General features: G+C 66.3%; 20 protein-coding genes. 15 read left to right on the top strand and 5 right to left on the bottom strand.

The features are described from left to right. Positions 1-2 precede the first annotated feature (2 nt). The 5 genes from AB4Y34_RS17545 to upp form a co-directional block, all read right to left on the bottom strand. Positions 3-758: a nicotinate-nucleotide adenylyltransferase gene (locus AB4Y34_RS17545; RefSeq protein WP_368716720.1), complete on the bottom strand. Its 756-nt coding sequence runs from the start codon at positions 756-758 to the stop codon at positions 3-5. A 10-nt stretch (positions 759-768) separates the two neighbouring features. Further along, positions 769-1,692 carry an oxygen-dependent coproporphyrinogen oxidase gene (gene hemF, locus AB4Y34_RS17540; protein WP_368716719.1) on the bottom strand — a complete coding sequence of 308 codons (924 nt, stop codon included), beginning with the start codon at positions 1,690-1,692 and terminating at the stop codon, positions 769-771. A gap of 256 nt (positions 1,693-1,948) precedes the next feature. Beyond that, positions 1,949-3,232, bottom strand: coding sequence for a phosphoribosylamine--glycine ligase (gene purD / locus AB4Y34_RS17535; RefSeq protein WP_176121282.1), 1,284 nt, complete (start codon positions 3,230-3,232; stop codon positions 1,949-1,951). Positions 3,233-3,336: 104 nt separating this feature from the next. Then, a complete protein-coding gene (locus tag AB4Y34_RS17530) occupies positions 3,337-4,065 on the bottom strand; it encodes a YebC/PmpR family DNA-binding transcriptional regulator (protein WP_176121283.1) in 729 nt (242 codons plus the stop codon). Positions 4,066-4,686: 621 nt separating this feature from the next. Beyond that, positions 4,687-5,337: a uracil phosphoribosyltransferase gene (upp, locus tag AB4Y34_RS17525; RefSeq protein ID WP_013088896.1), complete on the bottom strand. Its 651-nt coding sequence runs from the start codon at positions 5,335-5,337 to the stop codon at positions 4,687-4,689. 216 nt (positions 5,338-5,553) lie between these two features. Here upp and AB4Y34_RS17520 point away from each other — a divergent pair, with 216 nt between their 5' ends. The 15 genes from AB4Y34_RS17520 to AB4Y34_RS17450 all read left to right on the top strand — a co-directional run bounded on the left by AB4Y34_RS17520 (position 5,554) and on the right by AB4Y34_RS17450 (position 21,469). Further along, positions 5,554-6,333, top strand: a complete 780-nt coding sequence (locus AB4Y34_RS17520; RefSeq protein WP_176380804.1) for an SDR family oxidoreductase — start codon at positions 5,554-5,556, stop codon at positions 6,331-6,333. Positions 6,334-6,419: 86 nt separating this feature from the next. After that, positions 6,420-6,809 carry a methylglyoxal synthase gene (locus AB4Y34_RS17515; protein WP_013088898.1) on the top strand — a complete coding sequence of 130 codons (390 nt, stop codon included), beginning with the start codon at positions 6,420-6,422 and terminating at the stop codon, positions 6,807-6,809. A 46-nt stretch (positions 6,810-6,855) separates the two neighbouring features. Further along, positions 6,856-7,830, top strand: coding sequence for a quinone oxidoreductase (locus AB4Y34_RS17510; protein WP_176380855.1), 975 nt, complete (start codon positions 6,856-6,858; stop codon positions 7,828-7,830). Positions 7,831-8,011: 181 nt separating this feature from the next. Then, positions 8,012-8,122 carry a potassium ABC transporter ATPase gene (locus AB4Y34_RS17505; protein ID WP_129959723.1) on the top strand — a complete coding sequence of 37 codons (111 nt, stop codon included), beginning with the start codon at positions 8,012-8,014 and terminating at the stop codon, positions 8,120-8,122. Then, the gene (kdpF, locus tag AB4Y34_RS17500; RefSeq protein ID WP_013088901.1) at positions 8,122-8,214 is read left to right on the top strand and encodes a K(+)-transporting ATPase subunit F; all 93 of its coding nucleotides are present in this window, start codon (positions 8,122-8,124) and stop codon (positions 8,212-8,214) included. The genes AB4Y34_RS17505 and kdpF overlap by 1 nt, the downstream gene beginning before the upstream one ends. Continuing rightward, entirely contained in the window at positions 8,211-10,016 is a 1,806-nt protein-coding gene (kdpA, locus tag AB4Y34_RS17495) for a potassium-transporting ATPase subunit KdpA (RefSeq protein WP_368716718.1), read from the top strand. Before kdpF ends, kdpA begins: the two co-directional genes overlap by 4 nt. Positions 10,017-10,104: 88 nt before the next feature. Then, positions 10,105-12,189: a potassium-transporting ATPase subunit KdpB gene (kdpB, locus tag AB4Y34_RS17490; RefSeq protein WP_176380806.1), complete on the top strand. Its 2,085-nt coding sequence runs from the start codon at positions 10,105-10,107 to the stop codon at positions 12,187-12,189. A gap of 59 nt (positions 12,190-12,248) precedes the next feature. After that, a complete protein-coding gene (gene kdpC, locus AB4Y34_RS17485; protein ID WP_368598251.1) occupies positions 12,249-12,827 on the top strand; it encodes a potassium-transporting ATPase subunit KdpC in 579 nt (192 codons plus the stop codon). Between the two features lie 151 nt (positions 12,828-12,978). Then, positions 12,979-15,831 (top strand): DUF4118 domain-containing protein, encoded by a 2,853-nt coding sequence (locus AB4Y34_RS17480; RefSeq protein WP_368716717.1) that lies wholly within the window; start codon positions 12,979-12,981, stop codon positions 15,829-15,831. Then, the gene (gene kdpE, locus AB4Y34_RS17475; RefSeq protein ID WP_176380808.1) at positions 15,824-16,522 is read left to right on the top strand and encodes a two-component system response regulator KdpE; all 699 of its coding nucleotides are present in this window, start codon (positions 15,824-15,826) and stop codon (positions 16,520-16,522) included. Before AB4Y34_RS17480 ends, kdpE begins: the two co-directional genes overlap by 8 nt. A gap of 102 nt (positions 16,523-16,624) precedes the next feature. Then, on the top strand, positions 16,625-16,945 hold the full coding sequence (gene sugE, locus AB4Y34_RS17470) for a quaternary ammonium compound efflux SMR transporter SugE (RefSeq protein ID WP_176135238.1): 321 nt from the start codon (positions 16,625-16,627) through the stop codon (positions 16,943-16,945). 230 nt (positions 16,946-17,175) lie between these two features. After that, positions 17,176-17,787, top strand: a complete 612-nt coding sequence (locus AB4Y34_RS17465) for a DUF4126 domain-containing protein (RefSeq protein ID WP_176380809.1) — start codon at positions 17,176-17,178, stop codon at positions 17,785-17,787. Positions 17,788-17,888: 101 nt separating this feature from the next. After that, positions 17,889-20,378: an ABC transporter permease gene (locus tag AB4Y34_RS17460; protein ID WP_368716773.1), complete on the top strand. Its 2,490-nt coding sequence runs from the start codon at positions 17,889-17,891 to the stop codon at positions 20,376-20,378. A gap of 37 nt (positions 20,379-20,415) precedes the next feature. After that, positions 20,416-20,829 (top strand): group II truncated hemoglobin, encoded by a 414-nt coding sequence (locus AB4Y34_RS17455; RefSeq protein ID WP_176109145.1) that lies wholly within the window; start codon positions 20,416-20,418, stop codon positions 20,827-20,829. After that, positions 20,822-21,469, top strand: coding sequence for a DUF924 family protein (locus AB4Y34_RS17450; protein WP_368716716.1), 648 nt, complete (start codon positions 20,822-20,824; stop codon positions 21,467-21,469). Before AB4Y34_RS17455 ends, AB4Y34_RS17450 begins: the two co-directional genes overlap by 8 nt. Positions 21,470-21,514 lie beyond the last annotated feature (45 nt).

The raw sequence follows: 21,514 nt of genomic DNA, 5'->3' as shown, positions 1-21,514 counted from the left end.
AGTTACCGGTGGTACAGATGATGTTGAAGAATATAGTCCCACACCGCGGCGGGGACGTGACTCGTGGCCTGATCCTGGGCGGTGTCGCTCGCACCCGCGTGGACCAGCCGCTGGCTGACCTGCTCGCGCAGATGCGCGCGAATGTCGGTGGCCGAAACGTTGAACGCGAGCGTCGTGTCGATCAGCAGATGGCCGCAGGGCGTGGCCTGCAGCACCTCGGCTTTCGCACGGCGCGCGGCGATTTCCCTCGCCACCGCGGGGGCGACCGACGCGAGGTCGAAGCCGGGCCGCGTGGCCGCGCCGATATGCGCGAGCTCGAACAGGCGCCGCCAGTCGCGCCACGTATCGAGATGAACCAGTTGATCCGCGCCGATCAGCAGTGTGATCGATGCGTCGTCGCCTTCGCGCTCGCGCCAGCGTTGCAGCGTATCGACCGTGTAGGTCGCGCCCTCGTGCTCGATTTCGTCGGTTGCGACGCGCACCGTCACGCCGGGGATCGCGAGCGACGCGGCCGCCGCGCGCGTCATCGCGAGTCGATGTTCGGCAGGCGATACGTCGGCTTTCTGCCACGGTTGGCCGGCCGGCAGCAGCACCAGTTCGGTCAGCCGCAGCACGTCGGCGAACCGCCGCGCGAGCGCGAGGTGACCGTCGTGGATCGGATCGAAAGTGCCGCCCAGAAGACCGATCCGGCGGGGCAGCGCGACAGGGTGAGCGTTCGGCTTCAGGTGAGGATCCTTTGTCGTGACCGTGAGCGACACGGGTGGCGCGTCACACCCACTCGCGCGGCACGAGGAAATCGCTGTACAAGCGAGCTTCCGGCGTGCCCGGCTCGGGGTGCCAGTTGTAGCGCCAGTTCGCCACGGGCGGCATCGACATCAGGATCGATTCGGTGCGTCCGCCGCTCTGCAGCCCAAATAGTGTGCCACGGTCGAAGACCAGATTGAACTCGACGTAGCGCCCGCGCCGGTAGGCCTGGAACGCGCGTTCGGCTTCGCCGTAGGGCGTATTGCGGCGCCGTTCGATGATCGGCAGGTACGCCTCGAGAAAACCTTCGCCGACGCTTTTGAGCATCGCGAACGATTGCTCGAAGCCGGGCGCCGAGAAATCGTCGAAGAAAATCCCGCCGATGCCGCGCGCCTCGTTGCGGTGCTTCAGGAAGAAATACTCGTCGCACCAGCGCTTGAAGCTCGGGTACAGGTCCGCGCCATATGGCGCTAGCGCGTCGCGGCACACCTGATGGAAATGCCGCGCGTCCTCTTCGTAGCCGTAGTAGGGCGTCAGATCCATGCCGCCGCCGAACCAGAACACCGGCTCTTCGCCTTCCCTGGTCGCAATGAGCAGGCGCACGTTCATGTGCACGGTCGGGCAGTGCGGATTGTGCGGGTGCAGCACGAGCGACACGCCCATCGCCTCGAAACCGCGCCCGGCCAGTTGCGGCCGCGCGGCGCTCGCCGAGCCCGGCAGCGCGTCGCCGGCGACGTCCGAGAAGCCGATGCCGGCGCGCTCGAAGAACTGGCCGCCTTCGAGAATCCGCGTGACGCCGCCGCCGCGCAGCTTCTCGCCGGGTCCGCGCTGCCATGCGTCGGTCGCGAATGCGGTGCCGTCGAAGGCGCCCAGCGTGTCGGAGATATGCGATTGCAGGCCTTGCAGCCAGTTGCGCACGGCTTGTGCGTCGTAGCTCGAATTGCTCATGAATGCAGGTTCTTCGAAAGAGGGCGACGGCCGCGTTCGCGCCGGGTTGGCTGCCGGGACGCTCGGACCGCGCATTCGGATGGCACGGACGCAGTAGACGGATGGAGAAAGCGGCTTGCCGCTTCGGTCGATCCGCGGGCTCCGTGCCCGTCTGTCGCGACGAGCGCGAAAAATGCAGTGTAGCGCGCGTCGTGCCGCACGCCCGCGGCGCGCTGTCGCGCGTGGGCGCCGCTCGCACGGCGCCCGGCGGTACCGCTTATTTGCCGTCGTGCTTGCGATTGAGCGCGCGATAGCCGATGTCGCGGCGGTACTGCATGCCGTCGAAGGCGATCTGGTTGATCGTGTGATAGGCGGCCGCCTGCGCGGTGCGCACCGAATCCGCCAGACCGACGACGCACAGCACGCGCCCGCCCGAGGTGGTCAGCTTGCCGTCCGTCAGCGTGGTGCCGGCGTGGAACGTGACCGAATCCGCGGTTTCGGCGGGAATGCCGTTGATGCGGTCGCCCTTCCTCGGCGTGTCCGGATAGTTGTGCGCGGCGAGCACGACGCCGAGCGCGGTACGGCGGTCCCATTCGAGCTCGACGGTGTCGAGCGTGCCGGCGATCGCGTGTTCGACCACTTTCGAATAGTCGCCCTTCAGACGCGCCATGATCGGCTGCGTTTCGGGGTCGCCCATCCGGCAGTTGAATTCGAGCGTCTTCGGGTTGCCTTGCGCGTCGATCATCAGGCCGGCGTACAGGAAGCCGGTGTAGCGGATGCCTTCCTTCTCCATGCCGCGCACCGTCGGCAGGATGATTTCGCGCATCACGCGCGCATGCAGCTGCGGCGTGACGATCGGCGCGGGCGAGTAGGCGCCCATGCCGCCCGTGTTCGGGCCCTGGTCGCCGTCGAGCAGACGCTTGTGATCCTGGCTCGAAGCGAGCGCGAGCACGTGCTTGCCGTCGACCATCACGATGAAGCTCGCTTCCTCGCCGGCGAGGAACTCCTCGATCACGACGCGCGCACCGGCGTCGCCGAGCTTGTTGTCCGACAGCATCATGTCGACCGCGGCGTGCGCTTCTTCCAGCGTTTGCGCGACCACGACGCCCTTGCCGGCGGCGAGGCCGTCGGCCTTGATCACGATCGGCGCGCCCTTGGCGTCCAGATACGCGTGCGCGGCGGCGACGTCGGCGAAGGTTTCGTACTCGGCCGTCGGGATGCCGTGGCGCTTCATGAACGCCTTGGCGAAATCTTTCGAGCTTTCGAGCTGAGCGGCTTCTTTGGTCGGCCCGAAGATCTTCAGACCGCGCGAGCGGAACAGGTTGACGATGCCTGCCGCGAGCGGCGCTTCCGGCCCGACCAGCGTGAACGCGATCTGTTCTTTTTCGACGAAATCGGCGAGCGCGGCCGGATCGGTGATGTCGACGTTGAGCAGACGCTCATCCTGAGCGGTGCCGCCGTTGCCGGGCGCGACGTAGACGAGCTGAACCCGCGGCGATTGCGCGAGCTTCCATGCCAGCGCATGTTCGCGACCGCCGGAACCGACGACGAGTAACTTCATGTGAATCCCCGAGACTTAAAAACCATAAACGGCCGAGCGCTGTGCTCGGCCGTGCAATAAACCATCGACAGCAAGGGCAAACGATGCGAAAGCCCGGCGCGCCATTACTCGCCGGCGATCGACGCGTTTGTATAGACTTCCTGCACGTCGTCCAGATTTTCCAGCGCGTCGAGCAGCTTCTGCATTTTCACGGCGTCGTCGCCGGTGAATTCGACTTCGGTCTGCGGCTTCATCGTGACTTCGGCCAGTTCGGCCTTGAAGCCCGCCGTTTCGAGCGCTGTCTTCACCTTCGAAAAATCGTTCGGCGGGCACAGCACTTCGATACTGCCGTCCTCGTTCGTCACGACGTCGTCGGCGCCCGCCTCTAGCGCGGCTTCCATCAGCGAATCTTCGGCGGTACCGGGTGCGAACAGGAACTGGCCGACGTGATCGAACATGAACGACACCGAGCCGTCCGTGCCCATGTTGCCGCCGTTCTTCGAGAACGCGTGACGCACTTCCGCGACCGTGCGGGTGCGGTTGTCGGTCATCGTGTCGACGATCACCGCCGCGCCGCCGATGCCGTAGCCTTCGTAGCGGATTTCCTCGTAGTTCGCGCCTTCCGCGCCGCCGACACCGCGCTGGATCGCGCGGTTGATGTTGTCCTTCGGCATGTTGGCGTCGTACGCCTTGTCGACCGCGAGCCGCAGACGCGGGTTCGAGTCGATTTCGCCGCCGCCCATACGCGCCGCGACCTGGATTTCCTTGATGAGCCGCGTCCAGACCTTGCCGCGCTTGGCATCGGCCGCTGCTTTCTTATGCTTGATGTTGGCCCATTTCGAATGACCCGCCATACTTTTCTCCGTCGCGCGCGCCAGCGGGGCGCACGCATAGTGCAATTGTCGTTGCGATGTCGGGCGCCTCGCGGGTTGCGCCTCGCGTGTCGTGTCCCGATCCCAAACCGTCAGGTGAAAGGCTGCCGGCCGCTCGTGCTCGTTGCTCGCGCTTGTTGCTCGGCTTAGCCCGTCGGCGCGGCCTCTCCTGTCGCCGATCTCAGCCTGGCCGTTCACGCGCGTCGTTCCACGCATGCCCGCCGGCAGGCGTTCGAGCCGGTTCATGCATGGGCTGCGGCCCAAGCGGGGCCGCAGGGCGGCAGCGCGATGGAAGCGGGGCAGCTTCCGCGGCCAGGCGCCGCATGACCTGATGCGAAGGCGCGGGGCGCCGGTCGAAATTGCAGACGGTGGTGCGAGTGATCGTGCGAGTCGAGCCGCTCATCGAGCGGATTCGAATTTTATCACGCCGCGAGGGTGCGGCAGAGGGGGCCGCGGCGCGAAACCGGCCGTAAATGCAATGAAATCGAAGTGAAAATGAATGGAGGCGGCGCGGATGTGTCACCGGGACGGCCGGGTGCCGTCGAAAGCGGGGGCGGCTTTAGGGCAGGGACACTGCCGAGCCACCCCGCCGGCTCCTGCGCATCAGTTCTTCGTACCGAACAACCGGTCGCCCGCGTCGCCCAGGCCCGGCACGATGTACGCATGCTCGTTCAGATGCGAATCGAGCGACGCGACGAACAGCTTGACGTCCGGGTGCGCGTCCTGGAACACTTGCACGCCTTCGGGCGCGGCGACGAGCGCGAGGAACAGGATGTTCTCCGCGGCCACGTTGCGGCGCTTGAGCACATCGACCGCGTGCACGGCCGAGTAGCCGGTCGCGACCATCGGATCGCAGAGGATGAACACGCGGTCTTCGAGGTCCGGCAGCCGCACCAGGTATTCGACCGGCCGATGATCCTCCGCGCGATACACGCCGATGTGACCGACCCGCGCCGACGGTACCAGCTCGAGCAGCCCGTCCGACATGCCGACGCCCGCGCGCAGCACCGGCACGATCGCGAGCTTCTTGCCGGCGATCACCGGCGCGTCGATCTCGACGAGCGGCGTGGTGATGCGGCGCGTCGTCATCGGCAGGTTGCGGGTGATTTCGTAGCCCATCAGCAGCGTGATTTCGCGCAGCAATTCGCGGAACGTGCGCGTCGACGTATCCCGGTCGCGCATGTGCGACAGCTTGTGCTGGATCAGCGGGTGATCGAGGATGAAGAGATTGGGGAAACGGCTGTCCTGGGTCATGGCGGGCTCGCGCGTGGCGGCAAGGTGGATCGGTTCGGCGCGCCCATCCGTTGGTTTCGCCAGCGCCCGAAGCTCGGACGAACGGAGGAAATGCACGCCACCGCGCAAGTTTACCGAAAGAGTACCGCCCGGCGATACCTGAGATTGAAGCGACGCGGCACAGTCCGGCACCGATTCTTCTAAAATCTGGGGAAACTTCGCTATGAGGGCATCCACATGGACTTGGGAATCGCAGGACGTACCGCGCTGGTTTGCGCGGCGAGCAAAGGTCTGGGACGCGGCTGCGCGGAAGCGCTCGCCGCCGAGGGCGTCAATCTGACGATCGTCGCGCGCACTGCCGAAACGCTCGAAGCGACCGCCGAGGCGATCCGTAAGCAAAGCGGCGTAAAGGTGAAGGCGGTCGCATGCGACATCACCACGCCCGAAGGGCGCGCCGCCGCGCTCGCCGCCTGCCCGCAGCCGGACATTCTCGTCAACAACGCGGGCGGCCCGCCGCCGGGCGATTTCCGCGACTTCACGCACGACGACTGGATCCGCGCGCTCGAGGCCAACATGCTGACCCCGATCGAGCTGATCCGTCAGACCATCGACACGATGAGCGCGCGCGGCTTCGGGCGCATCGTCAACATCACGAGCTCGGCGGTGAAGGCGCCGATCGACGTGCTCGGCCTGTCGAATGGCGCGCGCTCGGGGCTGACCGGCTTCGTCGCGGGTCTCGCGCGCAAGGTCGCGCCGACCGGCGTGACGATCAACAACCTGCTGCCGGGTCTGTTCGATACCGACCGCATCGCGGTCACGATCGAGGCGCAGGCGAAGACGCACAACATTTCCATCGACGAAGCGCGCAAGCAGCGCATGAAGACGATCCCCGCCGGGCGCTTCGGCAATCGCGAAGAATTCGGCCGGGCCTGCGCGTTCCTGTGCAGCACGCATGCCGGCTACATCACTGGGCAGAACTGGCTGATCGACGGCGGCGCTTATCCAGGTACGTACTGAGCACGCCCGTACCGAGCCGCCGCACACGAACGACAGCCATCACATCACAACAACGATATTCACAACGGTTTGAGGAGTCTTAAGTCATGAGCACCCGCATTGCGCTGATCGCACACGATCACAAGAAGGACGACATCGTCAAACTGGCCGGCGAATACGTCGACACGCTCGCGCGCTGCGAGATCGTGGCGACCGGCACGACCGGCGGACGCATCAGCGACGCGCACGGCCTCACGGTCGAGCGCATGTTGTCGGGCCCGCACGGCGGCGATCTGCAGATCGGCGCGCAGCTCGCCGAAGGGCGCGTCGACATGGTGATTTTCCTGCGCGACCCGATGACGCCGCAGCCGCACGAGCCGGACATCAACGCGCTGGTGCGCGCGTGCGACGTGCACAACATTCCGTGCGCGACGAATATTTCGACCGCGCGCATGGTGCTCGACGTGCTGACGCTGCGCCTGTCCGGCGAGGCGTGAGCGCGCGGGTCCCCGAACCCATACCCCTACAGAACAAGGAGACATGATGGTCAAGGCAATCCGTTTCGACAAAACCGGCGGCCCCGAAGTCATGAAATGGGTCGACGTCGAGGTGGGCGAGCCCGGTGCGGGCGAGATCCGCATTCGCCAGACGGCGGTCGGCCTCAATTACATCGACGTGTATTTCCGCACCGGCCTGTATCCGCTGCCGCTGCCGGGCGGGCTCGGCATGGAGGCGGCCGGCGAGGTCAGCGCGCTCGGCTCGGGCGTGAGCGGTCTGAAGGTCGGCGATCGCGTCGCGTATGTCGCGCGGCCGCCCGGCGCGTACGCGCAGGAGCGCGTGCTGCCGGCCGCGCAGGTCGTCAAGCTGCCCGATGCGGTCAGCGACGAGCAGGCCGCGTCGGTGATGCTGCAAGGCTTGACCGCGCAGTATCTGCTGCGCCGCACGTATCGGGTGAAGGCCGGCGACACGATCCTGATTCAGGCCGCGGCGGGCGGCGTCGGCCTGCTCGTGTGCCAGTGGGCGAAGGCGCTCGGCGCGACGGTGATCGGCACGGTCGGTTCCGACGAAAAAGCCGAGATCGCGAAAGCGCACGGCTGCGATCACGCGATCGTCTATACGCGCGAAAACTTCACGAAGCGCGTACGCGAGATCACCAACGGCGCGGGCGTGCCGGTCGTCTACGATTCGATCGGCAAGGACACCTTCGAAAAGTCGCTCGACTGTCTCGCGCCGCTCGGCCTGTTCGTGAGCTTCGGCAACGCGTCGGGTCCGCTGCCGCTGATCGATTCGTCGGAATTCGCGGGACGCGGTTCGCTGTTCTTTACGCGCCCGACGCTTTTCACCTATATCGCGAAACGCGCCGATTACGAGGCGATGTCGGCCGAGCTGTTCGACGTGCTGAGATCGGGCAAGGTGAAGACGAGCATCAATCAGCGCTATGCGCTGCCGGACGTCGGCCAGGCGCACGCGGAGCTCGAAGGGCGCCGCACGACGGGCTCGACGATCCTGCTGCCGTAAAACACCAACTGCGCGGCCTCCGGCTGCGCTACCTGTCATCCATCAAGGCCGTTTCATCGCGTGATGAAACGGCCTTGTCCGTTTACGCGATTTTTACGCGCACCCCATGAACTTTGACCAGCCCTTTAGGCTGTTCGGCATACCGTTGCATCTATCCAAAATCCGTAAATGGGGAAACAAAATGGATGTGCTGTATGTCGGGGGCCTGGCGCTGTTTGCCGTGCTGACCTTTGGGCTGATTGGCGGCTGCGAGAAGCTGATGCAGTTCCGTCGCGGACAGGGAGCGCGCTGATGACCTGGATGCTTTGGCTGGCCGGCGCGTCCACCGCGCTGCTGTTCGTTTATCTCGTGTATGCGCTGCTGCGCGCGGAGGACATTGAATGAACACGAACGATGTCCTGCAGGCGAGTCTTTTTATCGTCGTGCTACTGGCCGCCGCGGTGCCGGTGGCGAGCTATCTGGGCGCCGTGATGGACGGCAGCTCAAGCGTGGTGCGCTTTGGCGCGCCGCTCGAACGGCTGCTTTACCGTATCGCGGGCGTCGATCCAGCGCAGGAAATGGGCTGGAAGCACTACGCGATCGCCACGGTCGCGTTCAACGTGCTCGGCGTGGCATTCCTGTATGTGCTGCTGCGTGTGCAAGGATGGCTGCCGGGCAATCCGCAGCAGTTCGGCGCGATGTCGGTCGACAGCGCGTTCAACACCGCGGTCAGCTTCGTGTCGAACACCAACTGGCAGGACTACACGCCCGAGCAAACGGTCAGCTATCTGACGCAGATGCTCGGTCTGACCGTGCAGAACTTCCTGTCGGCAGCGACCGGCATCGTCGTCGTGATGGCGCTGATTCGCGGCTTCGCGCGTCATACCGCGCAGACCATCGGCAACTTCTGGGTCGACATCACGCGCGTGACGATGTACGTGCTGATTCCGATGGCCGCGATCATCGCGGCACTGCTGATGAGCCAGGGTGTGATCCAGAACTTCAAGGCCTATCAGGACGTGCCGACGCTGCAGACCACCACGTACGCCGCGCCGAAGCTCGACGCGCAAGGTAATCCGGTGAAGGACGCAAAGGGCAATCCGGTGACGGTCGATACGCCCGTGAAGACGCAGACCATCGCGATGGGTCCGGTCGCGTCGCAGGAAGCGATCAAGATGCTCGGCACCAACGGCGGCGGCTTCTTCAACGGCAACTCCGCGCATCCGTACGAAAACCCGACGCCGTTCTCGAACTTCGTGCAGATCTTCTCGATCCTGATCATCCCGGCGGCGCTCGCGCTCGTGTTCGGCCGCGTGATCGGCGACCGCCGCCAGGGTGTCGCGGTGCTTGCGGCGATGACGATCGCGTTCGGCGTCTGCGTGTTCGGCGAGATCAGCGCCGAGCAAAGCGGCAATCCCGCGTTCACGGCGCTCAAGGTCGATCAGTCGGCGAACGCGCTGCAGGCGGGCGGCAATGCCGAAGGCAAGGAAACGCGCTTTGGTATTGCGCAGTCGGGCATCTTCACGGTCGCGACCACGGCGGCTTCGTGCGGCGCGGTCGCCAATACGCACGATTCGTTGACGCCGATCGGCGGCCTGTACCCGATGCTGTTGATGCAACTAGGTGAAGTGATCTTCGGCGGTGTCGGTTCGGGTCTCTACGGCATGCTCGTGTTCGCGCTGCTCGCGGTGTTCGTGGCGGGGCTCATGATCGGCCGCACGCCGGAATATGTCGGCAAGAAGATCGAGGCCTACGAGATGAAGATGGTGTCGATCGTGGTGCTGCTCACGCCGCTGCTCGTGCTCGTGGGCACCTCGATCGCGGTGCTGACCGACGCGGGCAAGGCCGGCATCGCGAACCCAGGCGCGCATGGCTTCTCCGAAATCCTCTACGCGTTCAGCTCGGCCGCGAACAACAACGGCAGCGCATTCGCGGGTCTAACGGTGAGTACGCCGTTCTACAACTGGCTCACCGCCATTGCCATGTGGTTCGGCCGCTTCGGCACCATCATTCCGGTGCTCGCCATCGCGGGTTCGCTCGCGAGCAAGAAGCGCATTGCTGTGACGGGCGGCACGCTGCCCACTCATGGCCCGCTCTTCGTCGTGCTGTTGCTCGGCACGGTGCTGCTGGTCGGCGCGCTGACCTACGTCCCGGCGCTCGCGCTCGGTCCTGGCGTCGAGCATCTGATGATGATGGGCGTGCAGTGACGCGGGGCCTCGATCAACGACGCCCAACGACCGAACAGGCGCTTGCACGCGGCAAGCCCGCAAGCGCACAAGGATATTCGAGGATTCAATGACTGAACATAACGCTACGAGGTCCATGTTCGACCCGGCGCTGCTGCGTCCGGCGATCGTGGACTCCTTTAAAAAGCTCACGCCGCGCACGCAGTTTCGCAACCCGGTGATGTTCTGCGTGTACGTCGGCAGCATTCTGACGACCATTCTGTGGATCGCCGCGCTCGGCGGTCAGGCGGAGGCGCCCGCGGGCTTCATTCTCGCGGTCACGTTGTGGCTGTGGTTCACGGTGCTGTTCGCGAACTTCGCGGAGGCGCTCGCCGAAGGGCGCTCGAAAGCGCAGGCCGCGTCGCTGCGCAGCGCGAAGAAAGACGTGATGGCCAAGAAGCTCAACGAGCCGCATCCGAAGTCGCCGATCCGCATCATGACCGCGTCGGATCTGCGCAAAGGCGACGTCGTGCTGGTCGAAACCGGCGACGTGATTCCGGCCGACGGCGAAGTGATCGATGGCGTCGCGTCGGTCGACGAATCGGCGATCACGGGCGAATCGGCGCCGGTGATCCGCGAGTCGGGCGGCGACTTTTCGTCGGTGACTGGCGGCACGCGCGTGCTGTCGGACTGGATCGTCGTGCGCGTCACGGCGAACCCGGGCGAGGCGTTCCTCGATCGCATGATCGCGATGGTCGAAGGCGCGAAGCGTCAGAAGACGCCGAACGAAATCGCGCTGACGATTCTGCTCGTCGCGCTGACGATCGTGATGCTGCTCGCCACCGCGACGCTGCTGCCGTTCTCGATGTTTTCCGTCGAGGCCGCCAAGGCGGGCCATGTGGTGACGATCACCGCGCTCGTCGCGCTGCTCGTGTGTCTGATCCCGACGACGATCGGCGGCCTGTTGTCGGCAATCGGCGTGGCCGGCATGAGCCGCATGATGCAGGCGAACGTGATCGCGACCTCGGGCCGCGCGGTCGAAGCGGCCGGCGACGTCGACGTGCTGCTGCTCGACAAGACCGGCACGATTACGCTCGGCAACCGCCAGGCGTCGCAGTTTCTGCCCGCGCCGGGTTTGAGCGAAGAGGCGCTGGCCGATGCCGCGCAGTTGTCGTCGCTGGCCGACGAAACGCCGGAAGGCCGCAGCATCGTCGTGCTGGCGAAGCAGCGCTTCAATATTCGTCAGCGCGATATGGCCCCGCTGCACGCGGTGTTTCTCGCGTTCACCGCGCAGACGCGCATGAGCGGCGTCGATTTGCCTGGCCGCGAAATCCGCAAGGGCGCGGCCGATGCGGTCAAGCAGTACGTCGAAACGCACGGCGGCCGTTTCCCGAACGAAGTCAGCAATGCGGTCGCCGAGGTCGCGCGACGGGGCAGCACACCGCTCGTGGTCGCCGAGAAGGGCGAGCAGGGCGCGCGCGTGCTCGGCGTGATCGAGCTGAAGGACGTCGTGAAGGGCGGCATCAAGGAGCGCTTCGCCGAGCTGCGCAAGATGGGCATCAAGACCGTGATGGTGACGGGCGACAACCGTCTGACCGCCGCCGCGATCGCGGCCGAAGCAGGCGTCGACGACTTCCTCGCCGAAGCGACACCGGAGACGAAGCTCGCGACGATCCGCGCGCACCAGGCTGAAGGGCGTCTGGTCGCGATGACCGGCGACGGCACCAACGACGCGCCCGCGCTTGCGCAGGCCGACGTCGCGGTCGCGATGAACACCGGCACCCAGGCAGCCAAGGAAGCCGGCAACATGGTCGACCTCGATTCGAATCCGACCAAGCTGATCGAGATCGTCGAGATCGGCAAACAGATGCTGATGACGCGCGGTTCGCTGACCACGTTCTCCATCGCCAACGACGTCGCCAAGTACTTCGCGATCATCCCGGCCGCGTTCGCATCGACGTATCCGGCGCTGAATGCGCTGAACGTGATGCATCTCGCGACACCGACCTCGGCGATCATGTCGGCGGTGATCTTCAACGCGCTGATCATCGTGCTGCTGATTCCTCTTGCGCTTAAGGGCGTGCGCTACCGCGCGCTAGGAGCCGCGATCCTGCTGCGCCGCAATCTGCTGATCTACGGACTCGGCGGGATCATCGTGCCGTTCATCGGCATCAAGCTGATCGATATGGTCCTCGCTGTGTTCGGCTGGGTTTGAGGCGCGTAGCGCGTCGCTGCGCAGAAACCAGCATTGATGAAAAGGGAAAGAGACTCATCATGAAAAATCTGTTCCGTCCGCTGATCGTGATCTTCGCGGTGCTGACCGTGGTCACCGGACTTGCTTATCCCGCCGTGATGACCGCGTTCGGCCAGGCGGCGTTCCACGACAAGGCCAACGGCAGCCTGATCGAGCAGAACGGCAAGGTGGTCGGCTCGCAGCTGATCGGCCAGCAGTTCGACGCGCCGCAGTATTTCTGGGGCCGGCTGTCGGCGACGAGCCCGATGCCGTACAACCCGCAGAACTCCGGCGGCTCGAACCTCGGGCCGAACAACCCGGCGCTGCTCGACGAGATCAAGGGCCGGCTCGCCGCGCTGAAGGACGCGGGCACCGACATGTCGAAGCCGGTGCCGGTCGATCTGGTCACGTCGTCGGGCAGCGGGCTCGATCCGGAGATCAGTCCGGCCGCGGCCGCGTACCAGCTCGAGCGGGTCGCGCAGGCGCGCCACCTCGCGCCGAGCGACGTGCAGGCGCTCGTCGAGCGCTACACGACGGGGCGCCAGTTCGGCGTGCTCGGCGAGCCGCGCGTGAACGTGCTGAAGCTCAATCTCGCGCTCGATGAAATGAAGCGCGGTTGACGCGAAACGCAACTACAACGCATCAGCCGCGCTTGCGGTTCATCGACCAAACAGCGGCGTCCGCGTGGCGCCGCTGCGCCATTTGCGGGCCGGCGCGGGCCGTGCCAACATGCAGGTACCGCCGCTCGCACGACTATGACAATCACTGAGCATGAACCGCCCCGATCCTGACGAACTGCTCGACAAGCTGCAGCGCGACGAAGAAAAGCGCCTGCGCGGCAGGCTGAAAATTTTCTTTGGCGCGTCGGCAGGAGTCGGCAAAACCTACGCGATGTTGCAGGCCGCGCGCCGCCGCAAGGAAGAGGGTGTCGACGTGCTGGTCGGCATTGCCGAAACGCACGGGCGCGGCGAAACCGCCGCGTTGCTCGCGGGGCTCGACGTGCTGCCGCTCGCGCATATCGAGTATCGCGGCCGCAAGCTCGGCGAGTTCGATCTCGACGCCGCGCTCGCGCGCAAGCCGCAACTGATCCTCGTCGACGAACTCGCGCATTCGAACGTGCAGGGCGCGCGCCATCTGAAGCGCTGGCAGGACGTCTACGAACTGCTCGACGCCGGCATCGACGTCTATACGACCGTCAACGTGCAGCACCTGGAGAGCCTGAACGACGTGGTCGGCCAGATCACCGGCATCCGCGTGTGGGAGACCGTGCCCGATCGCGTGTTCGATCATGCCGACGAAGTCACGCTCGTCGATCTGCCGGCCGAGGAACTGCTCGACCGCATGCGCGACGGCAAGGTGTACATGGCGCAGCAGGCCGAGCGCGCGGTGCGCAACTTCTTTCGTAAGGGCAACCTGATCGCGCTGCGCGAACTGGCACTGCGCCGCACCGCCGATCGCGTCGATGCGCAGATGCGCGAGTACCGCGCCGATCGTTCGATCCAGCGCATCTGGCAGGCGCGCGAGCGGCTGCTGGTGTGCGTGGGTCCTGGTCCCGAAGCGCCGGCGCTGGTGCGCTCGGCGGCGCGCCTCGCCGCGAGCCTGAAGGCCGACTGGCTCGCAGTCTATGTCGAAACGCCCGCGTTGCAGCGTCTGCCCGACGCGCGCCGCGCACGCACGCTGAACGCGCTGAAGCTCGCCGCCGAACTCGGCGCCGAAACCGCGACGCTCGCCGCCACCGATGCGCTCGACGCGCTGATCGGTTACGCGCAGGCGCGCAACGTATCCAAGCTGGTGGCGGGCGCATCGTCGCGCACGGGCGTGAGCCGCTGGCTGCGCCGGCCGCTCGGCGAGCGCATCGCCGAGAAGAGCGGCGATCTCGATCTCACGCTGATTCGCGTGTCGTCGGAGCGCGACGGCGGCGAACAGCGCCATCTGTTGAACACGACCGCGAACGCGTGGCGCGAGGCATTGAGCGCGGCGCGCGAGCGTCGCTCGCCGCCGCGCGCGTATGCGTTCGCGCTCGCGATCGGCGCGGCGATCACGCTGCTGTCGAGCCAGCTGATCGACCGCATCGATCTGACCAACCTTGTGATGCTGTATCTGCTCGGCGTGATCTTCACCGCGGTGAAGCTCGGGCGCGGGCCGGGTGTCGTGCTGTCGTTCGCGAGCGTCGCCGCGTTCGATTTCTTCTTCGTGCCGCCGCGCATGTCACTGTCGGTGTCCGATACGCAGTACCTGCTGACGTTCTTCGGCATGCTGCTGACATCGCTCGTGATCAGCCATCTGACTTCGAGCCTGCGCCGCGAGGCGAGCGTCGCGCGACGCCGCGAGCAGCGCACCGGCGCGATGTACGAGATGGCGCGCGAGCTCGCCGCGGCGCTTGCGACCGAGCAGATCGTCGGCATCGGCACGCGGCACGTGAGCGAGGTGTTCGGCGCGCGTGCCGCGATTCTGCTGCCCGACAGCGCCGATCAGGTCAAACAGAAAATCGAGGACCCCGACCCGGCGATCACGCTCGAAGGCGACGCGCTCGACCTCGACGTCGGCCAGTGGGTCTACGATCAGCAGAAGCCGGCCGGCCACGGCACCGACACGCTGCCGGCCGCCGCGGCGCTGTATCTGCCGCTAAAGGCGCCGATGCGCACGCGCGGCGTGCTCGCGGTCGTCGTGCGTGACGAGCGCGAGCTGACCGTGCCGGAACAGCGGCGCATGCTCGATGCGTTCGCCGCGCAGATCGCGCTCGCGCTCGAACGCGTGCATTACGTCGATATCGCGCGCGATGCGCTCGTCAACATGGAGTCGGAACGGCTTCGCAATTCGCTGCTGTCGGCGATATCGCACGATCTGCGCACGCCGCTGACGACGATCGTCGGGTTTTCGTCGATGCTCGCTCAGGGGCAGCGAGGACAGGGGCCGACCGACCCGCAATCCGCCGCGCGTCGTAACGACGAACTCGTCGATGCAATCCACGAAGAAGCGCTGCGCATGACCGACATCGTCACGAATCTGCTCGACATGGCGCGCCTGCAGGCCGGCAGCTTGCAGCTGAACCAGCAATGGACGCTGCTCGAGGAGACCGTCGGCGCCGCGCTGCGGGCGTGCAAGCGCGTGCTCGCCGATCATCCGGTGCAGGTCACGCTGCCCGCCGATCTGCCGCTGCTGCATCTCGACGCGGTGCTGATGGAGCGGCTGTTCTCGAACCTGTTCGAGAACGCGGCCAAATACACGGCGTCCGGCACGCCGCTGATGATCGGCGCGCAGCAGATCGACGCGGATGGCGCGCCGTTCGTGCGCGTGACGATCGACGACAACGGCCCCGGCCTGCCCGCCGGCATGGAAGCGCGCGTGTTCGAGAAGTTCACGCGCGGCGAGAAGGAATCGGCGAAACCGGGCATCGGCCTTGGCCTCGCGATCTGCCGCGCGATCGTCGAGGCGCACGGCGGTACAATCGGCGCGCTCAACCGGACGGCCGCGGATGGCCACATCGAGGGCGCGCGCTTCTGGTTCACGCTGCCGGTCAAGACGCCGCCCGACGCGCCCGAGACGTTCGATACGCTCGAAGACGAAGGCGCCCCCGCCGCCGCCGCCGACCTCAACCCGCTCACCCGACCCGCCCATGAGTGACCTGAGCATCACCGTCGTTCTGATCGAAGACGAAAAGCAGATACGCCGCTTCGTGCGCACGGCGCTCGAAGGCGAGGGCATCGCCGTGTACGACGCAGAGACGGGCAAACAGGGTCTCGTCGAAGCGGCGACGCGCAAGCCCGATCTCGTCATCGTCGATCTGGGTCTGCCCGACACCGACGGCCTCGATGTGATCCGAGAGCTGCGTGGCTGGAGCGAGTTGCCGGTAATTGTGCTATCGGCGCGCACTCAGGAAAGCGAAAAGGTCGCCGCGCTCGACGCCGGCGCCGACGACTACCTGACCAAGCCGTTCGGCGTGTCCGAGTTGCTCGCGCGCATCCGCGCGCATCTGCGGCGGCGCAATCACGGCGGCGCGAACGAATCGCCGCAGGTGCGCTTCGGCGCGGTCATCGTCGATCTCGCGCTGCGCCAGGTCACGCGCGACGGCGCCGCGGTCCATCTGACGCCGATCGAATACCGGCTGCTCGCGACGCTCGTGCGCCACGCCGGCCGCGTGCTCACGCACCGGCAGCTGCTGCGCGATGTGTGGGGGCCGTCGCATGTCGAGAGTCACCACTATTTGCGCATCTACATGGCGCACCTGCGCGGCAAGCTCGAGCGCGATCCCGCGCAGCCGGAGCATATCGTCACGGAGACGGGCGTCGGATATCGGCTGGTGGGCGCGGTGTGAGCTCGTCCGCGAAGCCGCTCCGTTATAATCTCCCGACGTAAGGACGACCTTACGCTTCTATCAATCATCGGGGACGGCCCCATTTTTCATGGAGCTGTTTCGATGTCCTGGTTTCTTCTGTTGATCGCCGGGTTGCTCGAAGTCGCGTGGGCAGCCGGTCTCAAAACTTCCGAAAGTTTCACCCGTTTCTGGCCGTCCGTCTTCACGGTCGTGACCGCGCTCGGCAGCTTCGCGCTGCTCGCGCTGGCGATGCGGCAACTGCCGCTCGGCACGGCCTATGCGGTGTGGACAGGAATTGGCGCGGTCGGCGCGTTCATTTTCGGCGTCGTGATGATGGGCGAGGCGCTGACGGTCGCGCGCGTCGCCAGTGCGTCGCTGATCGTGATCGGCCTCGTCGGGCTGAAGCTGTCGTCGGGGCACTGACCCTCGGCTACGTCCGCCCGGCGCGCGGCCGCCATTGCCTGTAAGCCACAGCGCGGCCTCGCCGCTCTACGTTCTGCGAATCATCGTAGCTATAATGAGACAGCAACGACGTTGAGATTGCCCGCGGCCTGGCTGGCGCGGCCGGCTTGGCAAGCCTGACGGCTTCGGCGCCGAACCCCCGCTGGTTCCCGTCGCGGCGTCCGGCAAGCACAAAGCGCGTGGAGGCGGCCATGCTTGAATCACTTTCGCTTGCAGCGGGCCTTTCATGGGGCAGCGGTCTGCGCCTCTATCTAACGGTCCTTTTGGCCGGCGTATTAGAACGTCTTGGCCTGATTCACTTGCCGAACACATTGTCCGCGCTGTCATCGCCATGGGTGATCGGCGCGGCGGCCGTGCTGACGCTGGCCGAATTCCTCGCCGACAAGATCCCCGCGTTCGACTCGCTGTGGGACGCGATCCACACTTTCATCCGCATTCCGGCCGGCGCCGTGCTGGCCGCCGGCGCGCTCGGCCACGCCGATCCGACGCTGCTGACCGTCGCCGCGCTCGCGGGCGGCACGCTCGCCGGCACTGCGCATCTTGCGAAGGCGGGCACCCGCGCGCTGATCAATCTGTCGCCCGAACCGCTGTCGAACGTCGTCACGTCGACCGCCGAGGACGGCCTCGCGGTCGGCGGGATACTGCTTGCGCTATTCGTGCCGCTCGCGTTTCTGGTCTTGATGGTAGGCTTTCTGCTACTCGCGGCGTGGGCATTGCCGCGATTGTGGCGTGGGGTGCAGGGCGGTTTTCGCGGCATGGCCACGCACATGGTGTCGCGATTGGCGAGGAGCAGGCACGATTGAGCGAAGCACTACCAGGATCTAAGGCGGGTTCAAGAACGCGCGCCGATACGAGACCGGCGCGCCGGCTCGGCGGCATCGATCTGTTGCGCCAGGCCATGCGGATGACGGCGCGTGACTGGCGCGCGGGCGAACTGACGATGTTGCTGCTCGCGCTCGTGCTGGCGGTCGCGGCGTTGTCGAGCGTCGGGTTTCTGGGCGACCGGCTGCATCAGGGGCTCGAGCGCGATGCGCGGCGCATGATCGCCGCCGACTTCATCGTGCGCGCCGATCATCCTGTCGATCCGCAATTCGCGGCCGAGGCGCGCACCCTGGGCCTGCGCACCGCCACCACGGCGATCTTTCCCAGCATGATCAACTCGACCGGCGCGCAGCCGGCGTCGCGGCTCGCCGCCGTCAAGGCGGTGTCGCCGGGTTATCCGTTGCGCGGCGCGCTGCGCATCGCGGCGGCGCCGGGTGCCGCCGATCATCCGGCGACGTCGATTCCGGCGCCGGGCACCGTGTGGGTCGATCAGGAATTGCTCGACGCACTGAAGCTGAAGGTCGGCGATGCGGTGAAGGTCGGCAATCGCAGCTTCACGGTCGGCGCGCTGATCACGCGCGAGCTCGATCGCGGCTTCTCGTTCGTCAACTTTTCGCCGCGCCTGATGCTGCGCGCCGACGAAGTGCAATCGACCGGCCTGATCACGTACGGCAGCCGGGTCACGTACCGGTTGCTGGTCGCCGGGTCCGACGACGCGGTCGCGCGCTTCGCGCAGTTTGCGCATGAGCACGTCGACGCCGGCAAGATGCGCGGCGTCGCGCTCGAGTCGCTGCAGGACGGGCAGCCGCAGGTGCGTCAGACGCTCGATCGCGCGGGCCATTTCCTGACGCTCGTGTCGCTGTTGACCGCGCTGCTCGCGGCGGTCGCGATCGCGATGGCCGCGCACCGCTTCATGCGCCGGCATCTCGACGGCTGCGCGGCGATGCGCTGTCTGGGCGTGAGCCACTCCGCGCTACGGGCGTTGTTCACGCTCGAATTCGTCGGGCTCGGCGTGATCGGTGGGGCGCTCGGCGTGGCGCTCGGCTATCTTGGGCATCTCGCGCTGCTGACGTGGCTCGGCGGCCTGATCGACGTGGTGTTGCCGCAGCCGACGCTGTGGCCCGCGCTCGAAGGCGTCGCGGCCGGCCTCGTGCTGCTGCTCGGCTTCGCGCTGCCGCCGCTGTTGCCGCTCACGCGGGTGCCGCCGGTGCGCGTGCTGCGGCGTGAATGGGGCGAGGAGGGCCGCACCGCGTGGGCCGCCTACGCGTTCGGCATCGTGCTGTTCGCGGGGCTGCTGATCCTCGCCGCCGGCGAATTGAAGCTCGGCGGCATCGTCGCGGGTGGATTCGCGGGCGGGTTGCTGGTGTTCGCCGGCATCGCACGGCTCGCGTTGTGGGGCGCGGCGCGCGTGGTGCGCAGCGAGCGCGTCAATGCGGGCATCGGCTGGCGCTATGCGCTCGCGTCGCTCGAGCGGCGCAGCAGCACGAGCGCGCTGCAGATCACCGCGCTCGGCATCGGCCTGATGTGCCTGTTGCTGATCGCGATGACGCGCAACGACCTCGTGCAGGGCTGGCGTAAATCGACGCCGCCCGATGCATCCAACGAGTTCATCATCGACATCCAGCCGGATCAGCGCGACGCGGTCACCCAGTATCTGGACGCGCACGGCATCGCTGGTGTGGACTTGTCGCCGATGGTGCGTGGGCGGCTCGTCGCGATCAACGGCAAGGCAGTCAACCCGGACTCGTTCAAGGGCGCGGACGCGCGGCGTCTGGTGGACCGCGAGTTCAACCTGTCGTACACGACGCAACTGCCCGACGACAACCGGATCGCCGCGGGCAACTGGTTCGGCGATACGACGAAGCCGCAGATTTCGATCGAGCAGGGTCTCGCGAAGCTGATCAACGTGAAGCCCGGCGATGTGCTGCGCTTCGACGTGACGGGGCTGACCGTCGAGGCGCCGGTGACGAGCGTGCGCAAGCTCGACTGGGGGTCGTTCAAGGTCAACTTCTTCGTGCTGATGCCGCCCGTCTCGTTGCAGGACTTCCCGGCGCCGTTCATCACGAGCTTCCATCTGCCCGCGGATAAGCAGTCGACGATCGACGGCCTGATCGCCGCGTATCCCAATCTGACCGCGATCGACACCGGCCCGATCCTCGCGCAGGTGCAGCGCGTATTGCAGCAGGTGATCGGCGCGGTGCAGTTCCTGTTCGCGTTCACGCTCGCGGCCGGCGTGCTGGTGCTGTACGCGGCGCTTGCCGGCACGCGCGACGAGCGTATGCGAGAATCCGCGCTGCTGCGCGCGCTGGGCGCATCGCATCGTCAGGTGCGGGCGGTGCAGGTGGCCGAGTTCGTCGCGGTCGGTGCGCTGGCCGGCCTGATGGCGGCGGCTGGCGCGCAGATCATCGGCTCGCTGCTGGCCACGCACGTGTTCGAGTTTTATCTGGAATTCGATCCGTGGCTGCTGCCGGCGGGCATTGGTGCCGGTATCGCGTGTGCGGGCGTCGGCGGGTGGCTGAGTCTGCGGCATGTGTTGGCGCGGCCTGCGCTGCAATCGCTGCGCGACGCGTGAGTTTTCTTTGTGATGTTCATTTGCTGTTGAGCAGGGTATGAGCGATTTGAACGACGAAGTGTCCTCGGACAAGCCGACGGCCTTCGAACTGGTGGGCGGCGAGGCGCGTGTGCGCGAACTGGTCGACCGGTTTTACGACCTGATGGATCTCGAGGCGGATTTCGCCGGGATTCGCGCGCTGCATCCGGCATCGCTCGAGGGTTCGCGCGACAAGCTGTTCTGGTTTTTGTGCGGCTGGCTCGGCGGTCCCGATCATTACATCAGCCGCTTTGGCCATCCCCGTTTGCGCGCGCGGCATCTGCCGTTTGCGATCGCGTCGAGCGAGCGCGACCAGTGGTTGAGGTGCATGGCGTGGGCGATGGAGGACATCGGCTTGCCGGAGCCGCTGCGCGAGCGCCTGCTCGGTTCGTTCTTCGAAACCGCCGACTGGATGCGCAACCGCAATGGCTGACACGCCGCCGCCGCACGCCGCCTCGGCACCGTACTCGGTCGAAGCCGACTATGCGGCGCTCGAGCCGCGTGCGCGCGAGATTCTCGACTGCTGGTTCGGCGCGCCGGGCACGCCGGAGCACGGCACGGAGCGCAAGCTCTGGTTCAAGCGCAATGACGCCGTGGATGCGATGCTGCGCGAACGTTTCGGTAACCTGATCGATGCGGCCAACGCGGGTGAGCTCGACGCATGGCAGGCCACGCCGTTGGGCGCGTTGGCGCTCGTGATCGTGCTGGACCAGTTTTCCCGCAACTGCCATCGTGGGACGCCGCGCGCTTTCGCGACCGACAGCAAGGCGCTGCAAACCGCGCAACGAATAATCGCGAGCGGCGCGGATCGGCTGTTGCCAGGCGTGCAGCATCGCGCGTTCGCGTATCTGCCGTTCGAGCACGATGAATCGCTCGCTAGCCAGCAGGAGTCGCTGCGGCTCTTCAAACAGCTTGCGCAGGAGCCGGGCGGTGAAGGCTACTATCAATACGCGCTGCGCCACGCGAAAGTGATCGAGCGGTTTGGCCGCTTTCCGCATCGCAACGCGTTGCTCGGACGTGAATCGAGCGACGAGGAGATCGCTTTTCTGCGCGAGCCCGGTTCGTCGTTTTGAATCAACGCGGACGCGCGCGAGGCACTCGGCCGGCGCGACGCGTTG

The sequence above is a fragment of the Paraburkholderia sp. BR10954 genome, from assembly GCF_040965775.1.
Taxonomy (GTDB): Bacteria; Pseudomonadota; Gammaproteobacteria; order Burkholderiales; family Burkholderiaceae; genus Paraburkholderia; species Paraburkholderia youngii.
Note: the sequence above shows the minus strand (reverse complement) of the source record. Positions and strands in the feature narration are given on the sequence as shown.